This window comes from Salinicola aestuarinus (assembly GCF_003206645.1).
GTDB classification, from domain to species: domain Bacteria; phylum Pseudomonadota; class Gammaproteobacteria; order Pseudomonadales; family Halomonadaceae; genus Salinicola; species Salinicola aestuarinus.
The window spans coordinates 261773-286242 of the sequence record NZ_PZJP01000008.1 but is presented as its reverse complement, the minus strand read 5'-3'; the positions used below and the strand labels follow the sequence as shown (position 1 = coordinate 286242).

Annotated in this window: 21 protein-coding genes; 14 read left to right on the top strand and 7 right to left on the bottom strand. The window is 55.5% G+C overall.

What is annotated here, in order from left to right; genetic code table 11:
• Positions 1-66 precede the first annotated feature (66 nt).
• From DOM41_RS13290 to DOM41_RS13280, 3 genes are read left to right on the top strand one after another with little or no spacing between them, the layout of a single operon-like run.
• Positions 67-1986 (top strand): ABC-three component system protein, encoded by a 1920-nt coding sequence (locus DOM41_RS13290; RefSeq protein WP_110687335.1) that lies wholly within the window; start codon positions 67-69, stop codon positions 1984-1986.
• Positions 1940-2581, top strand: a complete 642-nt coding sequence (locus DOM41_RS13285) for an ABC-three component system middle component 1 (RefSeq protein ID WP_223160997.1) — start codon at positions 1940-1942, stop codon at positions 2579-2581. Before DOM41_RS13290 ends, DOM41_RS13285 begins: the two co-directional genes overlap by 47 nt.
• A gap of 2 nt (positions 2582-2583) precedes the next feature.
• Entirely contained in the window at positions 2584-5574 is a 2991-nt protein-coding gene (locus DOM41_RS13280; RefSeq protein ID WP_110687333.1) for an AAA family ATPase, read from the top strand.
• A 273-nt stretch (positions 5575-5847) separates the two neighbouring features.
• On the opposite strand, the gene DOM41_RS13275 is transcribed toward DOM41_RS13280, so the two are convergent.
• From DOM41_RS13275 to DOM41_RS13265, 3 genes are read right to left on the bottom strand one after another with little or no spacing between them, the layout of a single operon-like run.
• On the bottom strand, positions 5848-7173 hold the full coding sequence (locus tag DOM41_RS13275) for a GIY-YIG nuclease family protein (protein WP_110687332.1): 1326 nt from the start codon (positions 7171-7173) through the stop codon (positions 5848-5850).
• Positions 7170-9251, bottom strand: a complete 2082-nt coding sequence (locus DOM41_RS13270; RefSeq protein ID WP_110687331.1) for a DEAD/DEAH box helicase — start codon at positions 9249-9251, stop codon at positions 7170-7172. The genes DOM41_RS13275 and DOM41_RS13270 overlap by 4 nt, the downstream gene beginning before the upstream one ends.
• Before the next feature lie 3 nt (positions 9252-9254).
• Positions 9255-12005 carry a DNA methyltransferase gene (locus tag DOM41_RS13265; RefSeq protein WP_110687330.1) on the bottom strand — a complete coding sequence of 917 codons (2751 nt, stop codon included), beginning with the start codon at positions 12003-12005 and terminating at the stop codon, positions 9255-9257.
• Between the two features lie 563 nt (positions 12006-12568).
• Here DOM41_RS13265 and DOM41_RS13260 point away from each other — a divergent pair.
• From DOM41_RS13260 to yidD, 3 genes are read left to right on the top strand one after another with little or no spacing between them, the layout of a single operon-like run.
• On the top strand, positions 12569-13012 hold the full coding sequence (locus DOM41_RS13260; RefSeq protein WP_110687329.1) for a transcriptional repressor: 444 nt from the start codon (positions 12569-12571) through the stop codon (positions 13010-13012).
• Between the two features lie 36 nt (positions 13013-13048).
• Positions 13049-13489 (top strand): phosphoribosyl-AMP cyclohydrolase, encoded by a 441-nt coding sequence (gene hisI, locus DOM41_RS13255; protein ID WP_110687328.1) that lies wholly within the window; start codon positions 13049-13051, stop codon positions 13487-13489.
• Between the two features lie 8 nt (positions 13490-13497).
• Positions 13498-13785 (top strand): membrane protein insertion efficiency factor YidD, encoded by a 288-nt coding sequence (yidD, locus tag DOM41_RS13250; protein ID WP_223160996.1) that lies wholly within the window; start codon positions 13498-13500, stop codon positions 13783-13785.
• A 111-nt stretch (positions 13786-13896) separates the two neighbouring features.
• Here yidD and DOM41_RS13245 read toward each other — a convergent pair whose 3' ends face one another.
• A complete protein-coding gene (locus DOM41_RS13245) occupies positions 13897-14319 on the bottom strand; it encodes a SufE family protein (protein ID WP_110687326.1) in 423 nt (140 codons plus the stop codon).
• A 100-nt stretch (positions 14320-14419) separates the two neighbouring features.
• On the opposite strand from DOM41_RS13245, the gene DOM41_RS13240 reads away from it, so the two are divergent.
• The gene (locus tag DOM41_RS13240; RefSeq protein WP_110687325.1) at positions 14420-15457 is read left to right on the top strand and encodes a DNA-binding protein; all 1038 of its coding nucleotides are present in this window, start codon (positions 14420-14422) and stop codon (positions 15455-15457) included.
• A gap of 58 nt (positions 15458-15515) precedes the next feature.
• Here the strand turns inward: DOM41_RS13240 and DOM41_RS13235 are convergent, their stop codons facing one another.
• Positions 15516-16457, bottom strand: coding sequence for a TAXI family TRAP transporter solute-binding subunit (locus DOM41_RS13235; protein ID WP_110687324.1), 942 nt, complete (start codon positions 16455-16457; stop codon positions 15516-15518).
• 259 nt (positions 16458-16716) lie between these two features.
• Positions 16717-17304 (bottom strand): Fe-S biogenesis protein NfuA, encoded by a 588-nt coding sequence (gene nfuA / locus DOM41_RS13230; protein ID WP_110687323.1) that lies wholly within the window; start codon positions 17302-17304, stop codon positions 16717-16719.
• A gap of 584 nt (positions 17305-17888) precedes the next feature.
• On the opposite strand from nfuA, the gene DOM41_RS13220 reads away from it, so the two are divergent.
• Both DOM41_RS13220 and DOM41_RS13215 read left to right on the top strand, forming a co-directional pair.
• Positions 17889-19541 carry a nitrite/sulfite reductase gene (locus DOM41_RS13220; RefSeq protein WP_110687321.1) on the top strand — a complete coding sequence of 551 codons (1653 nt, stop codon included), beginning with the start codon at positions 17889-17891 and terminating at the stop codon, positions 19539-19541.
• Positions 19534-20094 carry a DUF934 domain-containing protein gene (locus DOM41_RS13215; RefSeq protein WP_110687320.1) on the top strand — a complete coding sequence of 187 codons (561 nt, stop codon included), beginning with the start codon at positions 19534-19536 and terminating at the stop codon, positions 20092-20094. The genes DOM41_RS13220 and DOM41_RS13215 overlap by 8 nt, the downstream gene beginning before the upstream one ends.
• A gap of 134 nt (positions 20095-20228) precedes the next feature.
• On the opposite strand, the gene smrA is transcribed toward DOM41_RS13215, so the two are convergent.
• Complete coding sequence (gene smrA, locus DOM41_RS13210) at positions 20229-20828, bottom strand: DNA endonuclease SmrA (RefSeq protein ID WP_110687319.1); 600 nt, start codon at positions 20826-20828, stop codon at positions 20229-20231.
• 296 nt (positions 20829-21124) lie between these two features.
• On the opposite strand from smrA, the gene DOM41_RS13205 reads away from it, so the two are divergent.
• The 5 genes from DOM41_RS13205 (at position 21125) to DOM41_RS13185 (ending at position 24391) form a co-directional block, all read left to right on the top strand.
• A complete protein-coding gene (locus tag DOM41_RS13205) occupies positions 21125-21568 on the top strand; it encodes a gamma-glutamylcyclotransferase family protein (protein WP_110687318.1) in 444 nt (147 codons plus the stop codon).
• Positions 21569-21704: 136 nt separating this feature from the next.
• Positions 21705-22043 (top strand): ArsC/Spx/MgsR family protein, encoded by a 339-nt coding sequence (locus DOM41_RS13200; RefSeq protein ID WP_110687317.1) that lies wholly within the window; start codon positions 21705-21707, stop codon positions 22041-22043.
• A 41-nt stretch (positions 22044-22084) separates the two neighbouring features.
• On the top strand, positions 22085-22726 hold the full coding sequence (gene wrbA / locus DOM41_RS13195; RefSeq protein ID WP_110687316.1) for an NAD(P)H:quinone oxidoreductase: 642 nt from the start codon (positions 22085-22087) through the stop codon (positions 22724-22726).
• The gene (locus DOM41_RS13190) at positions 22723-23127 is read left to right on the top strand and encodes a DUF2069 domain-containing protein (protein WP_110687315.1); all 405 of its coding nucleotides are present in this window, start codon (positions 22723-22725) and stop codon (positions 23125-23127) included. The genes wrbA and DOM41_RS13190 overlap by 4 nt, the downstream gene beginning before the upstream one ends.
• 13 nt (positions 23128-23140) lie before the next feature.
• The gene (locus DOM41_RS13185) at positions 23141-24391 is read left to right on the top strand and encodes a hypothetical protein (RefSeq protein ID WP_245391845.1); all 1251 of its coding nucleotides are present in this window, start codon (positions 23141-23143) and stop codon (positions 24389-24391) included.
• Positions 24392-24470: the final 79 nt, after the last annotated feature.

Here is a 24470-nt window from a genome sequence, read left to right as displayed (position 1 = left end):
GCAACGCAAGGTGGAAGACTGCCAGCATAGCTGAGCACCACAAAACGGGAATGAAGGGATGTCAAAATGATTAAAAGGTTCCGGCTTGAGCAAAAATCAAAATTCGAGAGAATTATTATTGCTCAATTCTTGTCGGACATGCTAGACAAATTCATTTCAGGACAGCCTGCACCAGTTGAGATTGGTAGTGAACAAGGCGGCATTCCTGAATGGGATGACATCGTAATCCATCATAATGATGGAAGCTATGAACATCTTCAAATCAAGAGGCAAACAACAGGCTTTTGCAACAAACATTCCGATAAAACAAAAGCGTCTGCAAAGCTACGAAAACCGAAAGGGACTGAAAAAAAAGAAGGCTCTGAAAAAGAGCAAGAGCCTGCTAGCTCAGTTCTTGATTCGGCTTTTTTCAGCCTAGCCAAGTGGTCAAAAGAAAACACAAATAGCAAAAGATTTTTCAACTTAATTTTGATGGGCGGCAACCTTGAAATAAAAAAAGAACTTAGAGTCAGCCATCTGGAAGAACTTTGCAAAGCATGCGGCCAGGATGGGATAGCACCTAATGCTCTCGAAAACAGGGATGATGGCCCTACAACTCGAGCCTATAACTGGCTGACCACTTGGTGTGGCTTTAGTGATTGGACTCATATCATCAATGCTCTAAGCCGTTGTAAGGTTACCTGTGTAGGAAACGATGAGTATGTAGAACAGCAGGTGATAAACCTACTGGGACGGCATTTCACAGATTCTAGCTCAACGCTCGCTCTCCTTCTTGACTACATTACCCGTGAAACTTCAGATGTTGCCAGCATAAAACCTCGCACTTTACTGCGCCATCTTAACGACTATCTTAGGCCAGAAATAGAGACATGGACTCAGTATCTTATGAGTCCAAAAAGTCAGGGCTCTGGCTACCTTTGGTCTGTCTCAGGGATTCACGACGTAGACGGTGAAGCTTCAGAAAGCTCCGTTACTGTGGTCGAAAAATTATGGGGACAGAGTTCAAAAAATGGTAGCTTAAGAGTCTATGCAGACTATACTCCTCCTAATTCAAACCTAACTCTTCATTCTGCAGTACTTCGTTTGGCGCTCCATCTGCAAAACGGTAAGCAAGGTTTGATTTACCAGGAGCCTTTGTGGCGTAGCTTCGTCTTTAACGAGCTTGGTTACACCCTCGGCAATAGTGAAGCCGATCTTGAAGATTTAGCATGGATTGAAAATAGTGAAGCCCTGACTTGTGCCTTTCAGCGCGAGCTAAAAACCCATATTGATACACGAAAAGAGGCTGAAGACCTAGACAAATCAATGGATTATATTGTCTGGGAGCGGCTGTGTGATAAGCTCTCAGAGCGTTTTGAAAGAATTAATGATACAGCATTGATGTCTGCTATGGAGGCGACTTGGCAAGTCTGGTCAGAAAAGCTGACAAATGACTCAGGATGCCGGCGACAATTATTAGCAAAATTGCTTTACCCGCCAACCGAGGGTACAAATGAGAAGCACGCATTACGTATTGGACCAAAAAATACAAATCTTTTAGTTAACGCCATAGAAACATTACTATTGGTAGCAGTTGCGGTTGGGGACAGCGAGGCAGATTGGGAGTCATTTCCCAGTTGTGGGAAGGTGCTTAGCATTGCACTTAAAAACTGGTCTGGCCCTTCAGGTGATAGCCAAGAAGTACGTGAACTGTCTGATGACAGTTTAACTGCCATTACCGGACCCAACCCACCCGCTGTCGTTATACTATCAGGTGTCAGTGCCTCCCCCTCTGAGTTGCTCAACGAAGGCATGGCAGATGATGCTGAAGCAGCTACAAGCATGGCAGCCGAACGACAGCCATATCTATTAGTCACGCGTTCCAGATCCTTCAATCAGCTAAGAAAAGGATCATTAAATAAACTGCAGGATTATTTTGGAAGGCATTTGAAAGAGCAACATGATGCTCGTCAAAATGCAATCGAAGGTAATGGGAAAGGAGGCTAAAATGATGACAATCCAAGGGGTGATAGAGGCTATTATAAAACGTGCCGAAGGTCGGTACGAAACACCTGTCATAGATCAAGATCTCTTTGATTTCCCAGACTCAGGGGTTGACTTTAAAATTTGCAGACTCAAGCGTTCAAATAGTCCGAGCGCTGGTTTTAGAACAATCTTAATTGTAGACCTCCCCTTTAACAGCTTGTCGATTCAAGCTGCTTTTCGGTTGGCAGCCGATTTCCGTGACATTTTACCTGAACCACAAACTGCGGACTTATATATGTTTATGTTAATCAGAAACATCCCTCTTGAAGATGCCGCACGAATAGAAACAGACGATCGTTTCTGCCGAAAAGTGGTTGCAAGAGAGTTTGAGGAAGCGGATGATTTCTTAGACCGCACTTTTTTATCAGCACCTTCATCAGCTGCAAGCTCAGAAAGTCTCAATGACCCACTTCTCGCTGCTTTAGCTTCACTCGGAGATGCTCATCCTTGGACAGTTAACCATCTTGATTCTTGGCGAAACTCACTACTTTCCGGAAAAAACGGGAGCGAGATTGCCAATGATTTAAGTAAAGAAGCTTTTGATAGTGAGGCGTAGCAATGACAAAGCTTGAATCCATCACTCTTTCCAATATCAGACGGTTTGGGCCAGAGACAAATATCAAGCTCAGCCCCGGTGCAACTATTTTGCTTGCTCCAAACGGTACTGGTAAGACAGCGTTTTTTGAAGCTGTTGAGCTTGGCCTTACCGGAAAAATATCACGTTTAGGAGAAGACTTAACTCCTATAATTCGCGATTCTCAAGACATGGCAAATGTTCGCCTCAACTTTGGGAAAACACAAGTATCATCTGAAGTTAATGCGCAAGGCAAAATAATTCGCAGGGGCAGTCTGGAAAATATTTTCCCTGGCACCGATCCTGCTGACATTCCTTTTTTGCTAAGATTAACTCATCTTCTTGATCAACGAGAAAAAGAGTGGTTAGTCCAAGCTGATTCAAAATCTGCCGGCTCTCAACTATCTCGACTTCCCATTAGCAGAGATGGCTCTCAAGTAAGCTCTTCTCTAAGCAGCATTCGACGTTCCATTACAGATCAAGCCAAGCAGGCCAAACAGGCGTTAGCCACCTTTGAGGAAGAGTTAGCCGAATGGCAAAGCTTGATAGATGATCGTGATCACTCGGCATCACAATCCGAAGGAGCACTCCGTAGTAGAGAGAAAATCGCTAGTTCAATTACTGAGATCGCTCAACAGACACAATGCATTGAACAATTGCCAATGGGGCTTCTTTCTGAACCTGTCAGGCAAGATGCGATGGAGACCATTTACTCAACGCTGGAAGATATACTCCAGTCCAAGATAGAAAGCCTGCGCGATAAAGCTTCAGCCTTGACTGGTATCGAGGATCTGATAGAACAATTTGCTTCTCAGCAAGCAAGGCTAGACTATCTTCATCAAGAACTGTCTAAGGAAAACTCTTCACTTGACCAGAAGAAACATGAACGCACAAAACTAGCAACTGACCAGGAGGAGCTTCAGAACGAGATTTCGCGTGTTGAGCAGCTACGTAAATCGGTTGCACAGCAGTTAGAATGGTACGTAAATGAGGCCAATGCCAAGCAAGAAGTTGACCAGCGCACCATTGTGTTTCAAGAAGCTAACGATGCACTAATTAAAGCTGAAAAAGAATACGCCAAACTAAAAGAAGAGCATGAAAAAAACGAGCATGAGCGTGCCCAGCATGAGCAAATAAGAGAGCAATTAAAGATATTAGATAAAAAAGACTCTGATCTGAGATCAGCCCAGCAGTTAGTGGATCAGTGGTCTGAGGCTGCTCAGGGAAAAAATAATTTATCAGTGGCTATTGATGCTACACGAGAGCAACTAGAATCTCTTCGCGTGAAAGTCCAAGATGCACAATCTTTACGCGAAAAACGCCAAACCGAAGAAGCCCAAGCCAAGAATAATCATATAGCAATTGACTCTTCGGCTGATGCTGTGCGTCAGGCTGTTGCATTAATTGCATCTCACTTGCCAGCGGATCGTAGTGACTGTCCATTATGTGGGGAAGAACATGGCCCACAGACACTGCAGAAACGTGTAAATGAAGCATTAGAGACTATAGACCCTCACTTGGTACAAGCCGAGCGTCGCCTCAAGGTGGCGTCTGATGAGCTAAGAGCCAGTGAAGAAGCTGTATCTGTGGCACTGTCTGAACTGCAGGAATGCCAGAATAGGTTATCTTCACTGGAAGCTCAGCAAGCCGATTTGGTCTCAAGGATAGATCACTTTCGATCTCACCCTCTTGTTGCAAGCGACACGCTATCTCTCGCCAAGGAATTTATTAAGACTAGGGCAGAAGAGAATGATAAAGGTAGGCGACAGCTTGCAGAAAAACAAAAACATCTTAAAACTCCTGTGACAAAGGATGCCTTCGATCAAGTCAAAACCGCCTACGATGAAGTAAGTCGTTCACTAGAAACTGAAAGGAAAAATCGTTCTGAGTCGATTGCACGACTTGAGCAAGCCAAAGCATCTTATGCAGCGATAAGATCTTGCGACATTCCATCTAGATCTTTGGAAGAGCTATCAGCCGACAGAAATCAGAAAGACCGACAGCTCTACGAGCTGAATTCAACAGTAAGAGAAAATTACTCTTTGCTAGAAAAAAGCAAGTCTCAAATTTCTGAAATAAGCGCTACAATTTCAGGGCTTGAGAACCAAGTGAGAGAAGTGCAGTCAAGAGTTTCAAGTATTCGTGCATCCTGGAGTAAATTAAAGCTGCCTGGGGACCCTGTTTCAGAGGTGGCACAAAGACACAAGCTGCAGCTTCAAGCGACCACCTCACAATTGGAGCATCATTATAGCACTTTAGTAGCTATTAATAGCGAGGTTATTGCCTGGAATAATTTTGAGAAAACTCGTACAACTCAGGAGTTTCTGGATCGCCGACGTGGCGATTTATCAGAGGATGAATTTACTCACCAATTAAAAAAGCGCACAGAAGATAAAAGAACGGCTGTAGAACGCCTCACATTGCTTTCGAATGCGATGGAATCACTCAGCGGTTTTTTATCTACCGAGATCTCAAATATCCAGAAACATGTTGTTTCTGTAGTGCCACGTTGGCAGGCGCTTCTTAAACGGGTTATTAGGGATCAAAGGTTTTCAGGAACAAGCTTGGATTTCTATAGCGCTTACAAGAAAGATCGCGCAGAGATATCGGCGCCCTTACATGATAGCAAAGTCTCTGTTCCTGCTATCGCGAGTGAGGCACAGCTAACGGACTTACAGCTCACCTTTCTTCTTTCGATGGCTGTGAGCCATCATTGGTCACCTTGGAAAGCCTTGCTACTAGATGATCCTACACAGCACCATGATCTAGTACATGCGGCCTCTGTATTTGATGTTCTACGAGACTATATTGTTGAGCATGACTTTCAAGTTGTAATTGCGACACATGATGCTATTCAAGCTCGCTATTTTATGCGAAAGCTACAGAATGATGGAATTGATACCCGGATTTGGTCGCTCGTCCCGGGATATGGAGGTGTCACCGCAGAGGAAAGCCAATTCTCAAAGAGAGGATAAAAGACCAGTTTGATCGACCAAGGCTGTTTCAGGCGAATCGTCGATTCATATAGAGCCTTATTTATTTTCGCGCCCTCCTTGAGGGCGCTTCTTACACTTTGGGGTGTTTAAATAATCTTTGATGCTACTGCTTGGCGGCTTCAAAGCTTCCCAAGAATCCTCTTCAATTGGCTCAAATGGCCCTTTGAGTTCGACCACACTTCCCCGCAGCCGATTTAGTGGTGAATTCTTTTTATTCATCATCTTTTCCCGTCTCTTCTTAAGCTTATCAGGCTACTTCTTCACCAGCCGCCCTACCGTATTGTCCATACGATACTGAGCAATTGTACCATCCACGATCCGATTCACGATCTCCCTAGCCGTGACCAGCTCGACGTCAAACCACTCTCGGGGTCGGTAGGTGCTGCCATCCCGGCTGTGCAGTTGGACGTTGACCCGCTGGTGATGGAGCATGGCGTGAACCAGACGCTCGAAGCGACGCGGATCGAGGTTGTAGCACTCAAACGACGTAACGACCTGCACAGGCGCTTCCAGGTAGGTCTGTTGACGTTCAGCCCCGGCGATACGTTGGTCCAGCTCTTTCTCGGTGTAGCCGATCTTGTAGAGGTTGCGAATGCCGCGCAATGTCGGGTCCTGGCTCAGTGAGCGCAGGATGTAGATGAGCCCGGTGCGCTTGTCATGATGAGTGATGCCCTGCATGGCATCGAAGGTGCTGTCACGCCGGAGAATTCGCCGGCCTGTCTCATCCTTGTAGAGCGCCCTGGCGAGTGAACGCAGAAGTAGGTTGGATTCAGTGCCGTTGTCGAAGACGACCCGAAGACGCGGGTTGAACTTTCGACCAGCGCCGACACTCTCTTCCCCCACCTGATCGGCGATACACAGCATACCGTTGAGTACGAACATGTCGCCCTCGTCGATCTGGGACTCCATTTGAAAGGGCACCGCTTCGGCATCGCTCTCTCGCAGCTCTTCACGGACTTGATCAAACAGGCCCTCAAAGCGGTAGAAGTCGTCGCAGTGGGTCCGCTGGGCAATCTCCTCAGGCATGTCCCGTTCACTGCTCTCGGGCACGTGGGTCAGGTCGAAAATCGACTCGACACTCTCGTCCCCGCCGCTCAACAGCCCAAGGGTGTCGCTATCCCAGATATCATCCAGCGATGTAACGCTGTCCGGCGATACGTACGCTTGTACTGGCGTGGGCGAAATGGCTTCCGTTTCACCACTGCCGCCCTTCTGCCCCGCTCCTGAACTCGTAGCAGGCTGGTCTTGACTGGTATCCTCAGAATCCCCCGCAGAGCTCCCCAGGAGGCTGAGGGTGTCCCAGGCGGCTAACCCCTCTATCTTGGCAGGATCGTTCCTGAGGGAGGCTAATTGGACGGCTAACGTGGCTTCATTGAGGTCTTCTGCATCCTGCTTTGGCTCGCGCTCATGCTGGCTCACGAATGCTTCGATGCTCCGTAGGCTCGCCACTAGTCGCTGATCGGCACTCGGTGCAGACGATCTGGGTGGTGCCACGTTCAGTAGCCCCAATTCATCGGGTGTGGCGAAAATGTCGTCCAGCGTTCGCCGCTTTGGCGCTTCTCGACGGGTACGAATCATGTTGACGCCCCCTTCATTTTCTCCCGTTTCTTCTGCTGGATGTAAGCCAGCGCCTCGGCATAGCGGACCTCCATGTGGTCATCGCTGTGCACCGAAGGCGGATGCCCCTTCTCCTTGGTGAAAGCGACGATTTTGGGCCACAGCACCACCGCTTCCTCCTCGGTCATCTGCGTGCGGTTGCCAACTACGGTGTCCTGGATGGTCTTCAGCACAGGAGCGGTCAGCGCCTTGGACAGAATCTCATAGGCGCCCTGGAAGGGGTTGATCTGGTTGATGAGATCGATGTTGAGGTGCTCGATATTGACGAACTTCTCACCTATCTTAATGAACTGACGGTTGCCCTTCGGCTCACCGTCATCGGCTTCCCCACCTAGATCGCGTCCATCCGGGGCAGCACCAGGATCGACAGGCACACCATTCTCATCAGTCTCATAACTCTGGCCGGGCTCATGGATCTCGGCTCCCTTGGGTAGCTCGTCCTCGTTGAAAAGCCCGCCTGTAGCCCTAGCCCCCATGGTGGTCAGCACGGTCTCGCGCAGCACCTCACGCTCACTCTCATCAAGATCTGGATGCAGTCGCTCGATGACCTTCGGTAGTTCCACTTCATTGATAACTTCAGGCTCAGTGGTGTCAGTCACTGCAGCGGCGGCCACTTCAGGTTTTTGAAGCAGGACCGAGATAATGTCTTCCTGGCCACCAGAGTCCAGGATACTCATCACCTTGTCAGATACTGGTGCTTGGCTGTCCTCGATGATCACGGTGCCTGGTTCGGGCTTTTCGTCCGGTCGCATGCGTGAGCGCGGTTTGAACGATACGCTAGGTGCCAGCACCTGCTCCATCAGCAGCGAGACGGTGATCGCCTTGAGTAGGTTGTTAACACTAACCTTCACGTCCTCATCATCGGCATCAGGCTGGGCTATCAGGTTGGTGAACTGGGCGTGGGTCTTGCCCTCGCTGTCTCGGGTAGCACGCCCAATGATCTGGACGATCTCAGTCATGGAGTTGCGGTAGCCGATAGTCAGCACATGCTCACAGAAGGGCCAGTCGAAGCCCTCCTTGGCCATGCCCAGGGCGATGATGACATCGACGTCCTCAGGCTTGGTGACCTGGCGTAGGTATTCCTGCACGTCGCGGCGTATAGGGGTGTCGGTGACGAGATCGGCGATCTTCAGCTGCTTGCCGCTCGGGTGACGCACGGTAACGATGCCGGTGCGGCTGTCTTGCATCTCGACATCACCCAGCGCATCGAGAATATGATCGACCTCGCCATACTTGTCCTTGGTGCTCTCGCCGCTGTTGACGTTGGGGATGTGGACGATGGTCTTCTTAGCCGGGTCCAGAACCTCGCGGATCGCGTCGAGGTAGCGACCTTGATAGAAGTGATAACCGATACCCAGGGACTTCAGATAGCTATAGCCGTTGAGCTGCTCGTAGTACGTGTAGGTAACTTTGTCGAAATGGGCTTCATCGTCGGGCAGCAGGATCGGGGCAGCGTCACCACGGAAGTAGCTGCCAGTCATGGCGACGATGTGCGCATTGGAGCCATGCATCAAATCATCGATCAACCCTCCTAGCCTGTTGCCCTCATCGGCGGAGACATGGTGGAACTCGTCGATCGCCACCAGGCAGTCGTTGAAGTCAGAGGGCTTCAGCTTGGCAAAGGCATAGCGCAGCGTAGCATGGGTGCAGACCAGGGTTCGGTCGTTGCGATCGGCCATGAAGCGGCAGAAGGCATCCACCTTGCCGCTATCGTTGCCAGCCCGACACAGGTCGTTGCGATCCTCGACGTGCCAGTCCCAGTGGAAGCCGTGGGAGGTGAGGTCAGTGTCCTTGAACGATGCCCCAATGGACATCTCCGGCACCGCCACGATGACCTTGCGCAGACCCGTGTGGCTAAGCTTGTGGAGGGCCAAGAACATCAACGCCCGAGACTTGCCAGAAGCCGGAGGCGCTTTCAGCAGCAGATACTGGCTGTCACGCTTCTCGTAGGCTCTCGCCTGCATTTCGCGCATCCCCAACTGATCGCTACTAGAGCTTCTGCCGGTGCGAGCATATTCGACCTTAATCAGTTCCGCCATGCCTTAGCCCTTCTCGGTTGTGGCTTTTGCAGACCGCTTGCTTCTACCCACTGCAGTTGCCTTATCTGCTTCGATCAATGCCTCGTAGCGAGCTAATAGATACTCGAGGCGCTCAGCTGCATCACGGAAAGGACGGTCTCGATACAAATATTCAACAGCCCGATCCAGTTCATGGTGGGCTTCCTGAAGATTGTTGGGCATCTTGTCTGGGGCGTAGAGCTGATCCAGAGTCTTTTCAGGGTAAGCTGCACGGGACAAGATCACCGCCCGGCCCAGTTTCTCGATATCATTGCGCTGGTGGGAAGATACTTCTGGCCAAGGGAAGGTATTGTATACTAGTGTAGCTGAGTAGCGATAATCACTTTTAAGGCGGCCTCCGACTACTCTCATCCAGTCATTGTGCATTCTGGATGTTAGAATGGCGAATTCATAAAGGCCTGCGCCAGGAACCACCTGAAGGTCGTTGTTTGCAACCACCTTCTCACTGTCGAAATACCCAATTGGTATGTATTTTCTTCTTACTGACGTCGACCTAGGGATTGCTAAATACTCTCCGTCCAAAGGCTGCCTGTTTTCTGTAAAAACATGAGGCGTTGAGGCTTTCTGCTTAGTGGCTTCTTTTTTGCTTTCTAGCCTAAAATCCCTAACTTTTTCCACCCTTCTTGAGATTTCCAAAAAAGATAGAAAATCATCCTCATCTTCTTCTGCCAGCCAAACGCAATACCTATTCACCCCATTTACAAGCCCTTTGGCACCAAGATATTCCTTAATAAATCTTTTTGACTCAGGCTCTCTTTCTACAAGTCTCTTCATCTCATCCTCGGTAAGAATGAGATTTCCTCCATCCGCGGCCACACTTCCATTTCTGTATGGCATCACATTACATATAGGTTTCCTCCTCGCTTCTACAACAACATCACCACCTTCTAAAAGATAAGGGCTAATATTATCAACCTTTTTTCTTCTCCAGTCTGAAGAAATCTTGCTATATAAATGTTTTTCAGATGGTGAGCTACTTAGGCCTATCACCACCACATGCACTGATGCATTGTCCTTAGCGCTATTCTTCCAGACAAAAGACTGGTATGCGAAAAATATCTCTATTCCTAAATCTAAGATGCGGGGCCAGAGCATAGCAACCTGCTCACCTTGACATATTGAACTTGTTGAAACAAGCGCAATGCTTCCTGAGCTCCTAACATACTGAGCTCCCTTCCAGAAGAAAGAGGCTACATAATCAAGATCCTTATATTTTTTAAACTCGGAAAAAACGAGCTTCATGTCTTGATTTTGCTCTTCGTTCCTATTGGGCCCTGACCCCAAAAAAGGGGGATTCCCACACACATAAACTTCATGCCTATCATCATTATTTGGGCAGACTTCCTCCCAGTTTAAGCGTAGGCTGTTACCACAAATCAAAGTGGCAGAGTCCTTAAGAGGGAGTAGCGGCTCAACATGACCAAACTCTTTGGTAAACAGTATGTTCATCTGGTGCTCAGCCAGCCACAGCGATAACTGCGCCACTTCGTGAGCGAAATCAGCAATCTCGATACCATAGAACTGGCCAAGACGAATCCCGCTCATGAACATCTCTTGCTGGCCCGACACCTCCTGTAGAGCCCGGAAAACCGCCATCTCCAGCCGGCGTAGTTCCTTGTACGAGATGATAAGAAAGTTGCCGGACCCCATCGCGGGGTCGAATACGCGAATCCGTGTCAGCCGCTCCAGCAGCGCTTCCAGCTTCTTCCGGTTGCCCTTCGCCTTGTGCAGCTCTGCGTAGAGCTTGTCGAGGAACAACGGGCGAATCACCTTCATGATGTTGGGCACAGAGGTGTAGTGCTGCCCCAGCGCATCGCGGCTCTCCTCGTCCACCACCGCCTGGAACATCGAGCCGAAGATATCGGGGTTCACCGCCTCCCAAGCGAGCTGGCCGCACTCGATCATCATCCGCCGCCCCTTGCCACGAACCTCGGGCACGGGGAGGTCGTCATGGAACAGACCACCGTTGACGTAGGGGAACTGGGCAACGTGAACGGCCAGGTCAGCTGGGCGCTCATTCTCCGATTGGTTCATCACCCGGAATAGCTGGGTAAGCAGGTCAGGCAACTCCTCCCCGTTCTCACCGGTGGCCTCGGTGATGACCTTGGTGAAGGCGTTCTTGGGGAAGATGCCGGTGTCTTCGGCGAAGTAGCAGAACAGCAGGCGGGTCAGGAACACGTTGAGCGCGTGCAGCTGCTCAGGGGTGCTGAACTCATTGACCTCCTTCAGGCGGTCAAACAGCCGCCCCATCTTGGCCGCCGCCTTTAAGTCGGCAGACGCCTCCTCGAAGTGCTTGGTGCGCTCCAGACCCGCCATAGGGGCAAAGAACAGGTATTGGGTCGCCAGCTCACTGAACCCAACCTCCAGGCGCTCATCGGTCTTGGTGTCCAGCGCCGTCAGCTCACGGAAGTCCGTCACCATCAGGAAGCGGCACCTGTGCCGGGCAGGCTCGTCCTCGTCGGCCAGCACCTGCAACGCCTCATGGATGCTCTCTCCCTGGCGCACCGGCATGAAGTAGAGCCAGTTCTTCAGCGCAACGTGTCCTTCCGTCTTGCGGCTGGCCACGTTGCGCTGTCCGTCATTGCGGACCTGGGTGATAGTCGCCTTGGGGAATCCGTAGGCATCAAGGAAGGCATAGATGAACTCACTGCTGTCCGCTTCAGGCCGAGTGGCGGCGGCGAGAGTATCCATGCAATAGGTTTGGTCGAAGGCCATATGGGGGTGTTGCTCCCTGAGTGCGGGCTCCCTAGGAAGCCAATAGTTCGTTATCTTTTGTAAGCCTACTAAGCACTTAGGTTGGTGTCACTCTTTCCTTCTGGAGGATACCAAACCCTTGCGAGGCAGGTCTGTCACCCAAGCATGTTCACTCAAGGGCCGCCACTGCGAACGGTTCTCGCCATTGGTGAGAGTGAGGGGTTAGAAACGGTTGCAGCGCTGTCAGCTACGTGGTCATCGAGAGAGGCCGTATCGCGAGGATGTAGCAGTCTCGCTCTTACCGGGTAGGAGCCTACCTATATAGAAAGGAGCGCGGGTACTGAGTTGACACGAAATCTCACATAACTGATTGTTATAAAGAGAAATATACATCAATTGGTGTGCATACATGTTAAATCGTGTGGATCGACGTCTTTTCAGATTCAGCTATCCCACCCGCGTCATGCGACGTCTTGCTCTCTTCAAGGTTATAGCCAGCTCGGGCTTTCGCTGCTCCATTGGCCCCACTCTTGCCGAGTGCGTAGAATGCAGCCTCTCTCTTCGCAGGTTTTTCAGGAATGGCGATGCTCGATTCTCAGGCGCTGCTACAACAAGCCGAAACTCAGTGTCAGGCACGTGGCGTTCGGTTTACGCCGATACGCCGTCGCGTGCTCGAAATGATCTCAAGCACGCCTGGGGGCTTGAAGGCATATGACCTGCTCGACAAGCTTTCCGATGAACATGCCGCTGCCAGGCCGCCAACGGTCTATCGGGCGCTGGATTTTCTGATCGAACAGGGACTGGTCCATCGCATCGAGTCGCTGAACGCCTATCTTGCCTGTCCCTGCCCAGAACACGTGCATCGATTTCAGCTGCTCATCTGTCGCGAGTGTGGCCGCGTTGAAGAGTTGCACCAGGAAACCGTGGGCGAACTGCTCACCGCGACGGCCCGTCAGCGTGGCTTCACCATCCAGCGTCAGACGATCGAGCTGCTCGGCGTTTGTGACAGTTGCCGCGATGGTGCCTGAACAGGCATCGATTTCACGAATGGATGAAAGAATCTCATGTCACTTTTTAACGCGCTCGAAAGCGCCGACATCGGTACTCAGGTCGCACTCGACGACGTCATCGCCCAGGCCAAATGGAACGCCGAGGGTTTGGTTCCCGCCATTGCCCAGCAGCACGATAGCGGCGAAGTGTTGATGATGGCGTGGATGAACGGTCCGGCGCTTCGCGAAACCCTCGAGACAGGTCAAGTCTGCTACTGGTCCCGATCTCGTCAGGCGTTCTGGCGCAAAGGCGAAAGCTCGGGTCAGCACCAGCGTCTCGTCGAAGCGCGGTTCGACTGCGACGGTGACACGCTGCTGCTCAAGGTCGATCAATCAGGGCCTGCCTGCCACACCGGTCGACGTAACTGCTTCTACGTAAAGCTGACGGCGGAACACGCCGAAGTGGATAGCGCGCCGCTGATCTCGCCCGAGGCGTTATACGGTAGCAAGGGGTGAAACACCGCTTGAGCCAGATCGCGACAGCGATTCTGACGGGATTGATTCAGTGTTACCGCTATGGCATCAGCCCCCTGCTCGGCCCGCGCTGTCGATTCTGGCCGACCTGCTCGAGCTATGCGTTGGAGGCCGTCAAGCTTCACGGACCGTGGCGCGGCGGATGGCTCTCACTGCGACGTCTGCTCAAGTGCCATCCGCTTCATCCGGGCGGTGTCGACCCCGTGCCCGAACCGGAAGCTTCGCGCGATGGTCACGATGCTCATTGCCATGACGACCGCTGCGATCATCGCGATTAGCAGCGCGTCATCTTGATCGGCGGCAGTCCTTTCACTTATGCAACCGACTCTCTTCACGAATGCCACCGACTTTCGACTTGTCACCCCGCGCGAGACTCACGCTTCAGAATGTCAGGCGTCTCTCGCTGCCGTCTCGCGCGCGATGGCATAAATCCGCTCGAGCATCGCGTGCAAGCCGTTACTGCGCGTGGGTGACAGGTGTTGATCCAACCCGAGATCTGTGAGGAACGCAGGCTCGTTCGCAACGATCTCCGCCGCATCACGATCGTCGTAGACCCGCAGCAGTATCGCGATCAAGCCGCAGACAATCGCCGCGTCCGACATGGCGCGAAAGCGCAGGTGACCGCCCTCTTCGTGCGACCGCAGCCAGACGCTGGACTGGCATCCCTCGATCTTGAAGGCCGGTATCCGCTCCTCCTCGGGATACGGCGGCAGCTGTCGTCCCATATCGATGATGTATTGATAGCGATCCATCCAGTTGTCGAACATCGAAAATTCGTCGACCAGCTCGGCCTGTGTCTCGGCAATACTCATGGAAACTCCTCTACTTGAATGGCGCTATTATAAGAGCTATGTGCCGGTGACCCTAGCCGTGGCGAGTCGATCGCGTTTTTTACGTATCGAATTTACGTAAATGTCTTATGCTGATTCTCAGGAGCCGTCAAAGAGCTCCAGGGACAGTCAGACGCCAAACAGGGAACGCACTATGGCTCGCAATGGAATTCGTTACGAAGACGTTCGCCGCGCGATCGACACGCTGCAGCAGCGCGGGGAAACCATCAGCGTACAGAAAGTGCGCGAGTTTCTCGGCACCGGCAGTTACACGACCATCAGCGATCACCTTCGGGAGTGGCGACTGAGAGATCATGGCGCCGGCCAGACACGGCCTGCTATCGATCGCCCCGAGAACCTAGAACACTGGGTTGGCGACATCTGGGAGAAGGCGCAGCAGGCGGCTTACGAAAAGCTTGCCGCTTACCGACAGGAGGCCGACGAACAGATCAAGGAGTCGGACAACGCCACGCTTCAAGCACAGCGGGAGCGTGAAGATGCCGAACAACGCCTGGAAGCACTGAACGAGCATATGCTGCGCGTTCAGGAGCGTCTTGAAGCCAAGACCGCCGAAGCGGCCCGCTTCCAGTTGGAGCTGCAGACGCTGAAGACAAGTCAGACCCAGCAGCAAAAACGCATTTCACAGCTCGAGCAGGCCTGTCATCGCCATGAACAGAGCCTTGAGGAGAGCGAAAAGCAGCATCGCGAGGCAGCCGCGCGCGCGCAGCAGGCGCATCAGAACAAGCTGGCACAGGAAGAAAAGCGTCACGAGTCGGCGGAGACCCGACTCATGGAGCTATTGGACGATGCCAAACAAGAGCGCGCCAAGCAGGAAAAACAGTATGAGCAGCGCTTGGCAAATCTTGACCAACGCTGCGAACGCCTTCAGTTAGACCTCTCGGAACATCGTCGGCAGTACTCTCAGTTGCAAGAGACGCAGCGGACCGAGAAAGCCCACACGGAGCAGGTAGCGAGTGAGCGACGCGTCAGCGACGACCGCTTGCGTAACGTTCAGCAGGAGAAACAGCGCCTTGAGAAAGAGCTCAAGAACTTGCGGGCCGCCAACCGTGAAATGCAGGAGCGACTTTCCCGGGCCGCCCTGCCCCCGACGGCCGTGTGAGACAGGTACCGTGGATCAAGCCAGCCGAGTCGGATCCAAAATCGGCTTCGACGCTTCTTCACTGTAGGCTTTGGTAGTAACGCCGCGCCCCTGCATGAAGTGGCGCGGTTCTCGCCGAATCGATCATGATCTCCGGTGTCAGATTCTGTAGTGCCGGGTGTGACCCCCGAAAGACCTCCCAGTTATCGAATACGGCCGATACAAGATCGTAAATCTGATTCTCGTCGGCATCGGCACGTGTTACCAGCGTCGCTCTGACACCAAAGGTTTGGGTGTCAGTTGGGTTGCCAGCGTAAAGCCCCCCCGGCACGACGGCCGTATCGTAATAAGGCGCTTTCGACAGCAGTTGAGTGACCGCCTCCCCGTCGACGTCGACCAGATGAGCCTCACAGCGTCTGGTGGCTTGATCGATCGCCTTGGAGGGATGCCCCACGACATAGACAAAAGCATCCAACCGCCCTTCGCACATCAGGCGAGACATCGCCTCGGGCTTGAGCTCACTGGCGATTGAGAAAAATGACTCCGATTGGCCACCCGCCTCGAGCAATGCGTCGAGCGTTGCCCGGTGTCCGGAGCCGGGGTTCCCGACGTTGACGCGCTGGCCGCGAAGGTCAGAGAAATGCTCGATTTCCGCGGATTGCGCGACCACCGTGAAGGCTTCTGCATGAAGGGAGAAAACCGCCCGTATCGAGGCGTCAGGCCCGATATCCTCGAAGGGTGGTCGCCCCTTCGCCGCCGCGTATTGCACGTCAGACTGAACGATGCCCAGTGTCAGATCTCCAGTGCGCACGGCTTCCATATTATAGAGAGAGCCTCCGGTGCTCAGCGCCTCGCATGCGCCACCTGTCGATTGCGTGTAAAGCGCGCAGACCTCCTGCCCGATGGGGTAATAAACACCGGCGGTATCGCCGGTGCCCAGCGTCAGCGCCAAGGTCGATGAGGGCGCGAGCAGACCGAGCACCGGCGCTGCGACAAGCGTGGAAGCGAGGAAACGAAGCAACGTCGTGACTCCTGGCGCAGCGCACCGGTAGAGGTGGGGTTTGTCTGACTTATCGGCAGGCCAGGCAGAGACTGTAGTCCCGACCGCCGCTTGAACACGCGCCACACCCTTGCGGGCGAGAAGATTGGGCAATCGATTGCGATCGCGCCGTCCCTGCGAACGTTGACGCCCGCGCCAATCACGCCGCTGCGCGAACCGAACCCACTGGACAAAAAAAAGAGCACTCGATGAGTGCTCTTGTCGATTCCGCCCGCCAGCGTCAGTAATAGGCGTTGGTGGTGTCGGTGTGATCGGTGACGTCGCGAATACCCGTTAGCTCGGGAATGCGTTCCATCAGCGTCCGTTCGACCCCTTCCTTGAGGGTCAGATCCACCGCCGCACACCCCTGGCAGCCGCCACCGAACTGGAGTACCGCAACCGGTTCCTCGGTCAGCTGGATAAGCCGAATCTCGCCACCGTGGGCGGCGAGCCCGGGGTTGATCTCGCTGTAGAGGATGTAATTGATGCGGTCTTCCAGGGGGCTGTCGGCGTTGACTTTCGGCATCTTGGCGTTAGGTGCCTTGATGGTCAGTTGCCCGCCCATGCGGTCCGCGTTGAAATCGACGACAGCCTCTTCGAGAAACGGCACGCTATTCTTGTCGAGAAAGACATTGAATCGCTCGAGTTCGACTTTTTCGTCACTCGGTTCCTCCTCCCCCGGCCGACAATAGGCCAGGCAGGTCTCCGCGTACGGCGTACCCGGCTGGGTAATGAAGACGCGCACCGCGATATCGTCGACGTCCTGCTTGGAGAGCAGATCGGCCAGGTATTCCTGACCGCTGTCGGTAATCTGAATGGGTTGACTCATAGTCGCTCTTAACTCTGCTAGAGATGTGGTCACTATGGTAGGAAAAAGCCGCGCACAAGACAATCCTGAGTGTTTTAGTCAAGAAATGGAATGGTCGGGGATTCGCCGCTAGTGCTCCGCGCATCTCTACCCGGCGTAGGCCTTTCTGCTACGCTGTCGAACCCGCCGAAATCGACTGCGCTGTCGGAGACGCCCGTGGCCGTTCCGCACCCCACCGTTCACGAGCCCCTGACCCAGAGACTCATCGCATCGTGGGCTGGTGACGACGAGGACCCTGCCATACTGGTACAGGCGCTGCCCGAGCCGCTACAGGGCCGGGTTAGGCATGACAGATGGAGGCTCGAGTCGGAAGCGACGCTCGGCGATGAGACACTGAGCGCCGAGAGGTGTGAGAGTCTCCGCCCTCCTGCCGACCGACGGGCCTGCTGCGATCAGATCGAGACGGCAGAAGCTCTGACTTCCGGGGCGACAATCGTCTCTAATAACGTTTAAGCAATAAACTATGAGCATTTATTCTTTTGTAGAATAACGCGCCGGCAGTAAGGTGCGCTCATTGGCCATCCATGACTAGCAGGATAAGCCCGATGTATCGCTACGACGACTATGACCAGACACTCGTCGACGAGCGTGTCGCGCAGTTTCGCGATCAGATGGACCGCTACCTGGCGGGCCAGCTCGGCGAGGAGGAGTTTCGCCCTCTGCGTTTGCAGAACGGTCTCTACATTCAGCGCCACGCGCCCATGCTGCGTATCGCCATTCCCTACGGAATGCTGAGCGGTCATCAGTTACGCGCGCTGGCCGAGATCACTCGGCGCTACGACCGCGGCTACGGCCACTTCACGACTCGCCAGAACCTGCAGCTCAACTGGCCGGCGATCGAGGACGTGCCCGACATCCTGGGGGATCTCGCCAAGGTCGAAATGCACGCCATCCAGACCAGCGGCAACTGTATCCGCAACACCACCAGCGACCAGTTCGCCGGCATCGCCCGTGACGAGGTCGTCGACCCTCGCCCCTGGTGCGAGCTCATTCGCCAGTGGTCGACGCTGCATCCGGAGTTCGCCTACCTCCCGCGGAAGTTCAAGATTGCGGTGACCGGGGCGACCCATGACCGGGCGGCGATCCACGTCCACGACATCGGCCTGCGCCTGTGGCGCAACGAACAGGACGAGCTCCGAGTGCGTGTACTCGCCGGTGGCGGCATGGGGCGTACACCGATGGTCGGCGAGGTGATTCGCGACGATCTGCCTTGGCAACATCTGCTGACCTATCTCGAATCGATCGTGCGGGTCTACAACCAGTTCGGGCGCCGCGACAACAAGTTCAAGGCGCGTATCAAGATTCTGGTCAAGGCGCTGGGGGTGGAGGAGTTCCGACGCCGTGTCGAGGCAGAGTGGGCGCATCTCAAGGATGGCTCGCAGACGCTCGACGAGGCCACTGTCCAGGCGGCCCGTGAACACTTCCCCGAACCGGGTCGGCGCCCTGTTGCCGACGCGGCGATCGCTGCCTACGAGCAACTGCGTCAGGAGAATCGCGCCTTTGCCCGCTTCGTGACCAATAACGTGGTCGATCACAAAGTGCCCGGTTACAAGGCAGTGACGCTGTCGCTAAAACGTCGCGAGCACGCGCCGGGTGATGTCACGGCCGATCAGATGGACGCCGTGGCGGATCTCGCCGACGCCTTCGGTTTTGGCGAACTGCGTGTCACCCATGAACAGAATCTGGTCTTCTCGGACGTGCCGGTCGACGAGATCGAGACGCTGTGGCATCAGCTCGACGCCCTCGGCATGGCCAATCCCACCGTGGGCACGCTGAATGACATTATCTGCTGTCCCGGTGGTGACTACTGCTCGCTGGCCAATGCCGTGTCGATTCCGATCGCCCAAGCGATCCAGGAACGTTTCGAGGACCTCGACTATCTCTACGATCTCGGGCCCATCGACCTGAACATCTCCGGTTGCATGAATGCCTGCGGCCACCATCACGTCGGCAACATCGGCATCCTAGGCGTCGACAAAAAAGGCGAGGAGTATTATCAGATATCCCTCGGCGGCAATGCCGACGACGATGTCTCGCTGGGCAAGATTCTGGGACCCTCGTTCTATCGCGAGGACGTACCGGCGGTCATCGACAAGGTGCTCAAGGTCTATGTCGAGAAGCGTCTCGAGGACGAGCGTTTCCTGGACACCTACCGTCGCGTAGGCCATCAACCGTTCAAGGAGCGCGTCTATGCCTGATGCCAACGATACCGACGCGGTCGAGACAGTGGCTCCGGCGCCGAGCGCCAAGTTGATCCGGGGCAACGTCCAGGTCGCTGACGACTGGGTGCTCTCTCGAGACGAGCAAACGCTGCCCGAGGCGCGTCCCGCCATCGTGCCCTTCACGCTGTGGCAGGAGAGTCTTGCCGATTCCAGCGTCGACCAAGAACGCCTCGCGCCCTGGCTGGCAAGCGACTGCGAGACGACGGCCGAGCTCGCCGAGACGCTGTCGGCTGCGCCGCTGGTAGCGATCGACTTTCCGTCGTTCACCGATGGCCGGGGCTATACCGTGGCGCGGCTTCTCCGGGAGCGCTTCGGCTATGCCGGTGAACTTCGTGCCATCGGCGATGTGCTCATCGATCAGCTCTACTATCTGCGCCGTTGCGGATTCGACACCCTGGCCTTGCGTGACGACCAGGATCTGGATGCGGCTTTCAGAGCCCTATCCAGTTTCAGCGTGCGCTATCAGCCAGCCATCGACCTCGATGAGCCGTTGTTCGCCCAGCGTCGTCGCGAACGAGCGGGTGCCTGAACGAGCGGGTGTTTGAACGAGTGGATGCCTAAGTCCTTCCCGTTACTCGCCTCCCGAATCACGACGAAACCCGGCATGATGCCGGGTTTCGTCGTCGTGGGCGGCCATCGCAAGACCGAGAGTTGCCTACCCTCTCAGCCACGCCGTTTCTGCTGTCGCTCACGATTGCGCGCCCTTGCCCGTTCGGATTTCCTCAGCATTACCAGCGTCGCGCCGAGCCCACCCTGCTGAGGCGGCGCCGAAGAGAATGCCTGGACCTCATCGATCTGACGGAGCCATTTGTAGACATAGGAGCGCACCACATTGGCCTTGCCCGCGTCCTCTCGGGAGCGGCCATGAACGATCAATACGCTGCGAAGATCATGAGCGTACGCCTCGCGTAGAAATCCGAAGACCGCGCGACGACATTCCTCCACCGGCATACGCAGGATGTGCAGCCGTGCTTCGGCATCGTAGCCACCGTTTCGCAACCGTTCGAGAACCCCGATCTGGATACCGTCATGGCGATACTCCATGGGGTCATGAGCGCCCAGAAGATCCACGAACTCATCGGACAGAAAGTCCCGTACATCCTCATCTTCCCGCTGGGCACTGACCTGTCGGGCAAGCTGGCTTTCCGAGGGACGACGAGGTCTGGCATCGACCGCGGCCCGATCTCGCCCCTTGGTCAGCGGACGTACATCACTACCCAGCGCCTGGCGGAATGCCTGATAGTCGTTGCTGGCCTGACTCATGATGGCGTTCCTCCGTGAGCAGAACGATTGGACTCGAGGCGCTGCGCGCGTCGGGCGGCGTTCGCGGCAGCGCTCGACTTGGATGGTGCTCTCGCCAGCCGAGCCCAATCCGAAGTTAAGTTGCGACTCTGATGCTAGCACGACGTTCACCGGTTCTCGCTAGGGGGTAGGCCGTGCCCAGCCAATTTGGCTCCACGAAGCGGCGGCTAGCGGCCGCTCCCCTGCCGACAAGCGGATTTACCCACTGTTTTCCGGTACATTCGCCGTTTTGACGCGGCAAACGAGGACGCTGACGCATGGGACGGATTCTTCGATGGGCGCTGACGGCAGTCGTGCTCGCAGTGGGCATTGGCGCGGGGTATTTCTGGTACACCTTCATGGGGCCTTACGGCTACGAACGACCCGAGGGGGTCGCCGTCGACGAACGCGTCAGTCAGCAGGAGGTCTTCGTCTATGGCACGCTGAGAAATGATCTGCTGCGTTGGGTGATCATGGGGACGCCGGCAGACACCCGAGAAGCAACATTGTCGGGTTATCGTCGTCAGGAACTGGATATCCAACCGGCAAGTGGTGCCAAGGTCGAGGGCGAAGTGCTGACGGTCTCCCCCGAGGCTCTGGAAGCTCTGGATCGCTACGAGCGACTCGGCGTGCGCTATACCCGAGACACGGTCAAACTCGAAGATGGCCATTCGGTCTGGGTCTACAAGCGCTTGCCCGCGGACGTCACAGACGCTCCCTGATGAGCATTGCGCGACTTTGCCGGATCTCGTATCACAAACGGTCATGTGACGACGTCGCAAGCGCCCGAGGCCGGTTTGAGCCCAGTGCCTTGCGCCGATTACAATCAGTCTCCCTTCCTACGACGGCGACGACCCGATGCCCGAGCTGACGCTCTATCATAACCCTCGCTGTTCAAAGTCGCGCGAGGCGCTGGCGCTGCTGGAATCTCGCGGCATCACCGTCAAGATTCGACGCTACCTCGAGACACCGCCAACCCGCGATGAGCTTGCCGGTCTCGCCGTCCGACTCGGCGATGCGTATGAGCAGATGCTCCGTCACAGCGACCTGCGCTCGCGCGAGCCAGCCCCCACGACCCGTGAAGAACTCGTGGATCTGCTCGCCACGGATCCGAAGCTGCTGCAGCGGCCGATTGCCGACGATGGCGAGTACGCCGTGATCGGGCGCCCGCCACAGGCCATTCTCCAGCTAATCTGACGACCGGTTTCTTCTTCCTTCATTCAATTCGAGGAACGTCGATGAGTGATTCTCGAACGCCCCGCGCGGCGACCCCCTACGTACTGGTGCTCTATTACTCTCGCCAAGGCGCCACGCGTGCGCTTGCCGAAACGCTCGCCGCCGGCGTGGAAACGATCGCCGGCATCGAGGCGAGGATTCGCACCGTGCCCTCGGTATCTCCCGTATGCGAGGCAACCGAGCCCGAGATTCCGGCTGAGGGCGCGGTATACGTGACCGAGGACGATCTGCGCCACTGTGCCGGACTGGCCCTGGGCAGCCCTACGCGGTTCGGCAATATGGCAGCGCCACTCAAGCACTTTCTGGACACCACCAGCGGGCTCTGGATGAACGGGGTTCTGGTGGATCGTCCCGCTACCGCCTTTACGTCGACCTCGAGCCTTCACGGCGGCCAGGAGAGCACGCTGTTGACCATGTTGGTGCCTCTGCTGCATCACGGCATGGTCTACGCTGGGGTCCCTTACAGCGAACCCGCGCTCATCCATACGCGCAGCGGCGGCACCCCCTATGGCACCAGTCATGTCGCGGGAGCCGATGGCAGCCGACCCGTGGATGACGATGAGCGGACGCTGGCGAAGGCGCAGGGTCAGCGTATCGCGCGGCTGTCACTGGCCCTGTCGGCGATGACGGAGGGCCGGATGTGAGCGATCGAGATCCATCCGAGCAGCCCGGCATGAGTCGTGACCCGGCGGCGGCGGTAGGCAAGGCGCGACGATACGTGCGCCTGGCCTACGCAGCGCTGCTGGCGTTACTCGTCGTCAGTGGAATCTGGCACTACGTCGAGGGCCACGCGGACGCCGCTGCGCTGGTGGTGCGAGCACTACCGCTGATCCTGTTTTTACCCACGCTGCTACTGGAGCGGCGCCGCGGTCACATCTGGCTGACGGCTCTTGGCGTGCTGTATGTCGTTCAGGGCATGCTGATCGTCAGCAAAGGCGGATACTCCGTACTGGTATTTGCCGAGATTGCCGCAGCCGGGGCGCTCAGTGCTGCCGCATTCTACTACGTTCGCGGGCGAGGCCGGCTCGATCGCAGCGCCTCATGAGCGCATTCGACGCATGAGTCCTTCAGGCGCGCTGATACTGGCGATGCTGGCTCTGAGTATCATCGCCAGTCTAACATCGCTACCGCTCTGGCCGGCAGCAGCGCTTGCCTGGATCGCAACCCTCAGGCTCTTTCGACAGCTGCCGCGAGCGTCCCGCCAACAGGCAGGTGCGTTGCTGGCAGTCGGGAGCGTGCTGTGGGGTGTGGCGCTCTTTCGGGGCACCTCGTATCCGCTGTTTCAAGCCTTCATCATCAACCAAACGCTGGTGATGATGTTCGCCGGCGTCAGCTTTCTCGCCATGGCGAGCCCCGATGTCAGCAAAGACGATCGCGCAGGCTCTGGACTTTTGGGGACTTTGCTCGGCTCGCACCTGTTCGGCGCGGCAATCAATCTATCGGTCGTGTTCCTGTTCGGCGAACGCATGCAGCGCGACGGCCGCCTTACCCGTTCGCAGGCATTGATCGTGGGCCGAGGATTCACCGCAGCGGCGGCCTGGTCGCCGTTCTTCGTCGCCATGGGCGTCGCCCTTACCTACGCCCCGGGACTCGACTACCTCACCCTGCTGCCATGGGGACTCAGCGCGGCGGTGGCCCTGTTGATCCTCAACTTTGTCGATGTCTACCGGTTGAAAGCCCCGTTCTCCGGTTTCCCACTCGAACCCGGTGCACTGCTGCTCCCTTGTCTGCTTGCAATCACGGTCATCGGGCTGCATCTCGCCTGGCCGTCGCTGTCGATTCCGCTGATCATAGCGATGGTGTCGCCGCCCTTCTCGCTGCTGCTGATGCCACGCCATGGACGCCGTTCGCGACTGCGCCATCAATTCACTCACGGGCTGCAGCGGCTGGCGCCGCAGTTCGCGCTGTTTCTGTCCGCCGGCGTCATCTCCACCGGGCTGGCGGCGCTGCTGGCGAGCCTGCCGGACGGTCTCCAACTGCCGATTCGCCAGTTCGGTCATTTCGAAGCGTGGCTGGCGCTGGGAGCCATCGTTGCGGTGTCGTTCACCGGCATTCATCCTCTGATCGGCATTGCCACGTTGGCCCCGGTCGTCGCCCCGCTCGATCCTGACCCGACGCTGCTTGGCCTGCTGTTTCTGATGAGCTGGGCGCTGGGCACCGGTAGCAGCCCGCTCTCCGGCAGTAACCTCGCCATCTGCGCCCGATACGGCGTACTCGCCCGAGACATGCTGCGCTGGAACCTGCCCTACGCCGTGATTGGCTGGCTGCTGTGCGGCGGCGTGATCGCGCTCCACGGCGTTCTCGTCTGACCTTGCGTTCCAGCGCGGCACGCTTGCCGCGTTCGGCAGCGCTATAATGATAACCCTAACGATATCGATCCAGGAGACG

Coding starts and splice junctions, on each gene's coding strand:
- DOM41_RS13265 (WP_110687330.1), bottom strand. CDS start 12,005: ATGGCCTTCGACCAAACCTATTGCATGGATACTCTCGCCGCCGCCACT.
- smrA (WP_110687319.1), bottom strand. CDS start 20,828: ATGAGTCAGGCCAGCAACGACTATCAGGCATTCCGCCAGGCGCTGGGT.
- DOM41_RS13205 (WP_110687318.1), top strand. CDS start 21,125: ATGGGACGGATTCTTCGATGGGCGCTGACGGCAGTCGTGCTCGCAGTG.
- DOM41_RS13275 (WP_110687332.1), bottom strand. CDS start 7,173: ATGATTCGTACCCGTCGAGAAGCGCCAAAGCGGCGAACGCTGGACGAC.
- wrbA (WP_110687316.1), top strand. CDS start 22,085: ATGAGTGATTCTCGAACGCCCCGCGCGGCGACCCCCTACGTACTGGTG.
- nfuA (WP_110687323.1), bottom strand. CDS start 17,304: ATGAGTCAACCCATTCAGATTACCGACAGCGGTCAGGAATACCTGGCC.
- DOM41_RS13290 (WP_110687335.1), top strand. CDS start 67: ATGATTAAAAGGTTCCGGCTTGAGCAAAAATCAAAATTCGAGAGAATT.
- DOM41_RS13280 (WP_110687333.1), top strand. CDS start 2,584: ATGACAAAGCTTGAATCCATCACTCTTTCCAATATCAGACGGTTTGGG.
- DOM41_RS13270 (WP_110687331.1), bottom strand. CDS start 9,251: ATGGCGGAACTGATTAAGGTCGAATATGCTCGCACCGGCAGAAGCTCT.
- hisI (WP_110687328.1), top strand. CDS start 13,049: ATGTCACTTTTTAACGCGCTCGAAAGCGCCGACATCGGTACTCAGGTC.
- DOM41_RS13185 (WP_245391845.1), top strand. CDS start 23,141: ATGAGTCCTTCAGGCGCGCTGATACTGGCGATGCTGGCTCTGAGTATC.
- DOM41_RS13245 (WP_110687326.1), bottom strand. CDS start 14,319: ATGAGTATTGCCGAGACACAGGCCGAGCTGGTCGACGAATTTTCGATG.
- DOM41_RS13200 (WP_110687317.1), top strand. CDS start 21,705: ATGCCCGAGCTGACGCTCTATCATAACCCTCGCTGTTCAAAGTCGCGC.
- DOM41_RS13215 (WP_110687320.1), top strand. CDS start 19,534: ATGCCTGATGCCAACGATACCGACGCGGTCGAGACAGTGGCTCCGGCG.
- DOM41_RS13260 (WP_110687329.1), top strand. CDS start 12,569: ATGCTCGATTCTCAGGCGCTGCTACAACAAGCCGAAACTCAGTGTCAG.
- DOM41_RS13240 (WP_110687325.1), top strand. CDS start 14,420: ATGTCTTATGCTGATTCTCAGGAGCCGTCAAAGAGCTCCAGGGACAGT.
- DOM41_RS13285 (WP_223160997.1), top strand. CDS start 1,940: ATGATGCTCGTCAAAATGCAATCGAAGGTAATGGGAAAGGAGGCTAAA.
- DOM41_RS13220 (WP_110687321.1), top strand. CDS start 17,889: ATGTATCGCTACGACGACTATGACCAGACACTCGTCGACGAGCGTGTC.